The following is a 7081-nucleotide window of genomic DNA, read 5'->3' as shown; positions in this document are numbered from 1 at the left end:
GATATAGGCATAGGCCGGTGCCATGCTTGCTAGCAGTAGCAGCACAACCAGAAGCACTTGGCGGCAGAAATACATGGCGGGATCGGGGGAGTTGCCCGGGCCTGGAGCAGGGCACTCATGTTATCAGGCGACGCCCGCCGAGCCGGCTGGCACCGACCCGCCACCTACAATCGCGCGCCCTGAGGCCCGCCTTGAGAATCGTCCGACATTCCCTGCTGAACCTGATCGGACTGGGTGCCCCGCTCCTGGTGGCGTTGTTTGCGATTCCCGTCCTGCTGGCGGGGCTGGGCACGGCGCGTTTTGGGTTGCTGACGCTGATCTGGGCTCTGGTCAGCTATTTCGGCCTGTTCGATCTCGGCTTGGCGCGTGCGCTGACGCTGCGCCTGGCCGTCGTGCTGGAGAAGGGCGAGGACGCGCTGGTGGGGCCGCTGTGCGGCACGGCGCTGATCCTGATGGGCGGCGTCGGCCTGGCGGCCGGATTGGCGCTCTACCTGTTGGCGCCCTGGCTCGTGGGCAGCCTGCACGATTTGCCCGACATCGGCGAGGCGCAGTCCAGCCTGCGATGGATGGCCTTGGCCCTGCCTCTGGTGATCCTGACGGCCGGATTGCGCGGCATGCTGGAGGCCCGCGGCGCTTTCGGCCTTGTCAATGGCATTCGATTGCCCATGGGTGTCTGGACCTTTGCCGCTCCCGTCGTTGCTCTGTACGTGTGCGGCCCTGACCTGACAGCGATTGCCGCCGTGCTCACGATCGGGCGGTTGCTGGGCGCCGTGGCCCACGGCGCCGCCGCCTGGCAGGCGTTGCCTCAACTGCGGGGTCGAATCGCATGGCGGCGCGATCTGCTGGGCTCGCTGTGGCGCTCCAGCCAATGGCTGCTGGTCAGCAACCTGCTGGGCCCCCTGATGGGCTATGCGGACCGCTTCATCGTCGGCCTGTTCGTGCCGGTTGCGACCCTGGCCTACTACGCCACGCCGCAGGAGCTGGTGATGAAGCTCTGGATCCTGCCAGGCGCACTGACGGCGGTGCTTTTCCCGGCGCTGGCGGCGCAGATCGCGCAGCGGGAGCACGACGCCGCGCGCCTGTGCAGGCAGGCAGTGCTCGGCTTGAGTCTGGTCCTGCTGCCCATCACCTTGGGTCTGGCCACCTTTGCCGGCCCGTTGCTGTCGATCTGGCTTGGTGCCGCGTTTGCGACCGAGGCCCAGGGCTGCCTGCTGATCTTCTCGCTCGGCATGTTCGTGACCGGGTTGGCCCAACTGCCCTACACCGCCTTGCAAAGCGCCGGGCAGGCCGCGACGACGGCCAAGCTTCATCTCCTCGAACTGCCTTTGTTCCTCGTGGCGCTGGCCTGGGCTGCGTCTCATCTGGGCATTGAGGCCGCGGCCTGGGTCTGGCTGGCGCGCGTGGTGCTCGATGCCGTGTTGCTGGTCGTGGCGGCGCAGCGCCTGCCATTGCACGGAGGCGGGCGGCTGTTCGACAGGCGGGCGCTCGCCCTGCTGATGCTGACCCCCTTCGGTTTCGTGGGGCTGCTGCTACCCAACTCGGCGTTGCGGATATCTGCCTGGCTGCTGGTGAGCGTGCTTTGCGTGATCGGCGCTGTGCATGCCCTGCGGCAGCGATCTAAGACAATGCCCAGCCTTGATCCGCTCTGACGACCCCATGCCGCCGCTTTTGTCTGTTGTGATACCCACGCACAATCGTGCCCGCTACGCAATGCATGCGATCGAGTCGGTGCTCAGCCAGGGCGACGAGAGACTGGAACTGGTGGTCAGCGACACCAGCACCGACGGCGAACTGGCGCGCTGGGTGGCGGAACACCCGCTCGGCCGTGACCCGCGCCTGAACTATTTCAGGCCTGCGCAGAAGCTGGACATGACCGGCAACCACAACGCCGCCGTCGCAGCCAGCAAGGGCGAATACCTGTGCCTGATCGGGGATGACGACACCATTTCCGGTGCGCTGCTTGATGCGACGCAGTGGGCGCATCAAAAGCGCGTCGACCTGATCGCTCCCAATGTGGTGGCCAACTATGTCTGGCCGGACTTCCGCTCACGCCATTTCGGCGCCAGCCACGCCTCCAGGCTGTATTTCGCCAAGCAGATGGGCGGTGGCAAGGTTTGCCTGGCTTCCGAGGCGCTGGCCCTGGCTTTGCGCGAAGCCGCGCAGGGCACGGACGGCCTGCCCAAGATCTATCACGGCGTCGTTCGCCGCACGCTGATGGAACGCATTCGCGAGCGTTCAGGGCAGTACTTCCATGGTTCGAGCCCCGACGTCTCCGGCGCCGTGGGCCTGGCGGCCTGTGCCGATCGATTCCTGGTCGTTGACTTCCCCTTGTCCATCCCGGGCGCCTCCGGTGGCAGCAATACCGGGCGCAGTGCGATGAACACCCACAAGGGCCAACTCAGCGCCGAGTCGCAGACCAGCAGCTTTGTCGCCTCGGGCTGGAGCCCGGGGGTGCCCAAGTTCTTTTCGGTGGAAACCGTCTGGGCGCACGCCGCCCTCGAAACCTTGAAGCACCTGGCACCCTCGACCCTGACCGAGTTCAACTTCGTGCGATTGCTGGGCACGTGCAGCCTGCGTCACCCGGAGTTCAAATCGGAGATCGCGCAGGCGACGTCAGAAGCTGCCGAAATGCTGGGCACGCCGTTGCCGGGTTTGCAGGCCGCGGTCGCTCGCGAGCGAAGGACGCTGAGACAGGCGCGCATCCGCTATGTCCTGGCTCGGGCCATGCGCCCGACGGCCGCCGGTGGGCGCCCGTTCGTCGATGGCCTCGCGACCGTGGCCGAGGCCCCACCCCGCCTGGCTGCCCGCCTCGTCGAGATGAAGCTCGACTGGGAAACGGCTGTGCGCGGTCTGGTGGTTTGAAGGCATCCTGCTCATGACGCATTCCCCCAAGCGACTCCTGGTTCTCGGCGCCAATGGCATGCTGGGCAACGCCGTGCTGCGCTGGTTCTCGCAAGACCCGTCCTATGCCGTCGTCGGCGCTGTGCGGCGTGTCGAAACGGTCGAGGGCCTGAGGGCGCGCGCGCCGTCCGCATCGTTCATTGCTTGCGAAGATGCCGGCGACCTGTCCGCGATGCGGCGGCTGTTGGCCGAAGCGCGTCCGGACGTCATCATCAACTGCATCGGCATCGTCAAGCAGTTGGCCGGCGCCGATGCGCCCGCGCTGACGATTCCGATCAACGCATTGCTTCCTCATCGCCTCACCCGGCTCGCGCAGGATCACGGCGCACGACTCGTCCACATCAGCACGGACTGCGTGTTCTCGGGCGCCGCCGGCAACTACGCCGAGTCGGACGTCCCGGACGCCGCCGACCTCTACGGTCGCAGCAAGCTCATGGGCGAGGTGGACTATGAGAACGCCGTCACGCTGCGGACGTCCATCATTGGCCATGAGCTCCACACCTCGCATGCGCTGCTGGGGTGGTTTCTGGCCCAGTCCGGTACGGTGTCTGGCTTCAGCAACGCCATCTTCTCGGCGCTGCCGACGGTCGAACTCGCCCGCGTCATCCAGGAGTTCGTGCTGCCCAACCCGGAGCTGCGCGGTATCTACCATGTGGCCGGGCCGGCCATCAGCAAGTACGAGCTGCTGCAGATGGTGGCTCGCGTCTACGACCGCGGCAACACGATCAACGCCGAACCGCTTCCCGTCCTGGACAGGTCCTTGAACGCCGGTCGTTTCGAGGCCGCCACCGGCTACCGCTCGCCCGACTGGCACGAGATGGTGACCCGAATGCACATGTTCGGCTGACGGCCAGATGCTGCAGTCCCTGCAGGCTGGCCGGGCCATTGCGGCACTGATGGTGCTGTGCTTTCACCTCGGCCTGGCCATCCAGCACTACTTCGGCGTGAGCGCGTTCCTGGCGCCGTTCGGGCATGCCGGCGTCGAGTTCTTCTTCGTGCTGAGCGGCTTCATCATCACCTCGGCGCATCGCAGCGACGTCCATCGGCCGCGGCAGATCGGGCGATTTCTCTGGAAGCGCTTCGCCAGGATCTACCCGATCTACTGGATCGTTTTTCTGGCGGCTTATGCCGGTGCCCATGGCATCGTCAAACTGACGCCGGTTGAACTCGTGCGGGCCCTGCTGCTGGTGCCGGCGGAATCAGCGCCGGTCATTTCGGTAGCCTGGTCGCTGCAGTGGGAGGTGGTGTTCTACGGGCTGTTCGCGGCGCTGATTCTTCATCCGGCCTTGGGCGTGGCCGCGCTCGCCGCGGCGCTGTTGTGCTGGCCTGACGGCACCGTCTATCTGGCACTCTTTCTGGCCGGTGCGCTGTGCGCCGTCCTCGATCAGCGTCGGCTGGCCCYGCCTGGGCGGATGGTGGCGCTGCTGGGTGCGGCGGTATTCGTGGGCGCCTGTGTGTACGACGTCACCACGGGCCTGAAGCCCACGCTCTGGCTCGGCATCGGCGCGGCGATTCTGGTGCTGGGCCTCGTCAGCGCGGAGCGCGCCGGCCACGTGTTCGGCCGACACCGCGCGCTGCAACTTCTGGGCGACGCTTCCTACTGCATCTACCTGGTTCACTACCCCTTCATCAGCGCGGCATGCAAGGCCGCCATGTGGGTTGGCCTTCGCGGCCAAACCTGGGGTTGGGTGCTCTACCCCGTGATGCTGTCGGGCGCCGTGCTGGCGGGGGTCTGGCTGCACCTAGGGGTCGAGAAACCCTTGCTGGGCAGGTTGAACAAGGCGGGCACTAGCGATGCACTGACGCCGCCTGCGTGAGCAGCGTGCGCATCGCGGCAATGTCGGCCTCGGCATTGAGCCTGGCTGCGCCGTAGCCTTGAGCGCGCTGGCGCTGCGCAAGCCGTTCACCAGCAGGCAGGGCGGCAAACGCGTCCACGGCTTGTGCGAATTGCGAGACCTGCAGCGGCAGATCGGCGCCAACACCGGCCGCAGCAAGATGTCGCCATGGGGTTTGATCGCTGATCAGCAGGGAGCAGCCCGCCAGCAGCGCCTCGTGGATCACATAGCCGTTGTTCTCTGCCCGGGTCGGAAACAGGAACAACTCGTAGTCCGCCAACGTGGCGACGACCTGTTCGGGGTCGACCGGGCCGAGATAGCGGGTGTGCACCCAGTCGGGCAGGCGCGTCGTCGCCTCGCGACAGGCGTCCCAATAGGCTTCATTGCCGATAGGCCCGACGATGTCCAGGGACACGGGCGCCGTGACCTTGGCCAGCGCTTCCAGCGCGAACAACAGGTTCTTCTTGGTCTCGATGCGCGAGAGAAAAACGACCTTCAAGGGCGCTGATTCGTCAGCACAGAGTGGTGTCGGCAATGCCTGCGCCCGCGGCGGGAGGTCGGCGACGAGGTGGACAGCAGCGAAGCCGAAGTCGCGCAGTCCTTGCCGCTCTGTCTCGCTGGTGGCATGGAACTGCAGCCCTCGGAACATGCCCAGCCCTCGCAGCAGCCGCAGGTAGAGCAGCTTCTTTGCTCGGCGCTGCATCAGCGCGCCACTCATGAGCTCGCCTCGGGGCGCAAGAAGCACGGGCAGGTCGAGCCGGCGCAGCCGCCGCAGCAGCAGCGGCAGGGCCGTGAATACCGGCGACAGGAAGCTGTTCAGGTAGACCAGATCCCACGGCTGGCTCAGCAGCTTTTGCATCGACCTGAGGCCGGCAAGGCCGCGCGGCAGATGGTGCAACGCGACGCCGGCTTTTTTCTGTGCCTCAAGGCAGGCCGCGGCGGAATAGGGCTCGGCGGTGTGCAGGTCGTGCGCGCTGGCGGCAACGACGAAGTCGAAGTCGTCCTTCAGGTGCGCGACGAGGCTCACCACCGCCGTCACCGAACCGCCCCCCTTGCTGCCGGGCAGGAAGTGAGGGTTGAGCACCAGGACGCGCGGTCTGCTCATCGCTGTTTGCGAAAGCCCTGGCTCGCCTCCTGCAGCCATTGTTCGAGCTGGCCAATCAGCGTGTCGCGGTGGAACTGGGAGCGGCAATACGCCCGCGCCTTCAAGCCCATGGCGAGACGCTCCTGCTCGGACATGCTGGCCAGCAGGCTCACCTGATGGGCCAGTGCGGCGCTGTCGCTGGCAGGGCAGGTCAGCCCAGCGCCTGCTTCCTCCACCACCTTGGCGCCCTCGCCATCGAGCATCGCCAGCAGCGGCTTGCCGGCCGACAGGTAGGCGGAGACCTTGCCAGGAATGGTCATGGCGAAGATGGGCTCGGCCTTGAGCGACACGAGCAGCGCATCGGCACCCTTGAAGAACGAGGGCATGCGCTCAAGCGGATGCCGGCCGAGCATGAAGACGGTGTCGCCCAGCTGGCGCCTTGCGATCTCGTCCCGCACCCACTCGGCCGCACGGCCGTCGCCAACGACCAGCCAGTGGACATCCCTGCGCTCCCGCATCGTCTCGGCGGCCGCGAGGATGGCCGGGAAATCCTGCGCGTCGCCGATATTGCCGGCGAACATGACCTTGAATGCGCCGCGGTGCGGCGCCAGTTCGGTGGCGGTCTCCACTTCGGCCAGGTCACGGTCGAAGGCTTCCTCCGCCCACTGGGGGAAGTAGCGCGTCTTCTCAGGTGCGCGCGACCAACGCTCGATGGGTGCGAAGAAGGAGCGCGACTGGCCCAGGATCAGGTCACAGCGCTTGTAGATGAAGGCGACCAGCCCACCCACCCAGTCCAGCATCCGCGGCGAGCGCACCATGCCGACGGCCGACAAGGTGTCGGGCCACAGGTCCAGCACCCACAGCAGCAGGGGTGCCCGCTTGATGCGGCGCAGCAGCACGGCCGGCAGGGCCGAGGTGATGGGCGAGGTCTCGAAGCAGAAGATGGCGTCGAAGTGACGCCCACGCAACCTCCACGGCCCCAGCAGGCAGCCCCAGAAGACGAAGCTCCAGTAATTCAGCAACAGGCGGATCGAGCCCTTGCCGCGGGGCCGCAGGGGCAGGCGAATGACTTCGGCGCCGTGGTACTCGGCAAACGCCGCCGGGTCCGCCGCGTAATCGTCGAAGACCTGGCCGCCGGGGTAGTTGGGCCGGCCGGTCAGCACGGTCACTTCATGGCCGCGTGCACGCAGCTCGGAGACGATTTCGTTGACGCGAAAGGCTTCGGGCCAGAAGTACTGGCTGACGACGAGAACGCGCATCC

General features: G+C 66.7%; 6 protein-coding genes. 4 read left to right on the top strand and 2 right to left on the bottom strand.

The annotated features are described in order from the left end of the window. The 4 genes from ACXJKJ_RS26505 to ACXJKJ_RS26490 form a co-directional block, all read left to right on the top strand. A partial coding sequence (locus ACXJKJ_RS26505) for a flippase (protein ID WP_457393756.1) occupies positions 1-1649 on the top strand: 1649 nt, incomplete at its 5' end. Continuing rightward, positions 1600-2862 (top strand): glycosyltransferase family 2 protein, encoded by a 1263-nt coding sequence (locus ACXJKJ_RS26500; RefSeq protein ID WP_457393754.1) that lies wholly within the window; start codon positions 1600-1602, stop codon positions 2860-2862. The genes ACXJKJ_RS26505 and ACXJKJ_RS26500, both read left to right, overlap by 50 nt. A 13-nt stretch (positions 2863-2875) precedes the next feature. After that, positions 2876-3748, top strand: a complete 873-nt coding sequence (locus tag ACXJKJ_RS26495; RefSeq protein ID WP_056204344.1) for a dTDP-4-dehydrorhamnose reductase family protein — start codon at positions 2876-2878, stop codon at positions 3746-3748. Between the two features lie 7 nt (positions 3749-3755). Further along, entirely contained in the window at positions 3756-4718 is a 963-nt protein-coding gene (locus ACXJKJ_RS26490) for an acyltransferase family protein (protein ID WP_457393751.1), read from the top strand. On the opposite strand, the gene ACXJKJ_RS26485 is transcribed toward ACXJKJ_RS26490, so the two are convergent. Together ACXJKJ_RS26485 and ACXJKJ_RS26480 are read right to left on the bottom strand one after the other, a co-directional pair. Next, a complete protein-coding gene (locus tag ACXJKJ_RS26485) occupies positions 4690-5841 on the bottom strand; it encodes a glycosyltransferase family 4 protein (RefSeq protein ID WP_457393750.1) in 1152 nt (383 codons plus the stop codon). The two genes, ACXJKJ_RS26490 and ACXJKJ_RS26485, sit on opposite strands and share 29 nt — an antisense overlap. After that, positions 5838-7079 (bottom strand): glycosyltransferase family 4 protein, encoded by a 1242-nt coding sequence (locus ACXJKJ_RS26480; protein WP_457393748.1) that lies wholly within the window; start codon positions 7077-7079, stop codon positions 5838-5840. Before ACXJKJ_RS26480 ends, ACXJKJ_RS26485 begins: the two co-directional genes overlap by 4 nt. Between the last annotated feature and the right edge of the window lie 2 nt (positions 7080-7081).

The organism is Roseateles sp. P5_E1 (assembly GCF_054049335.1).
This window is presented reverse-complemented; position numbering and strand designations above follow the sequence as displayed.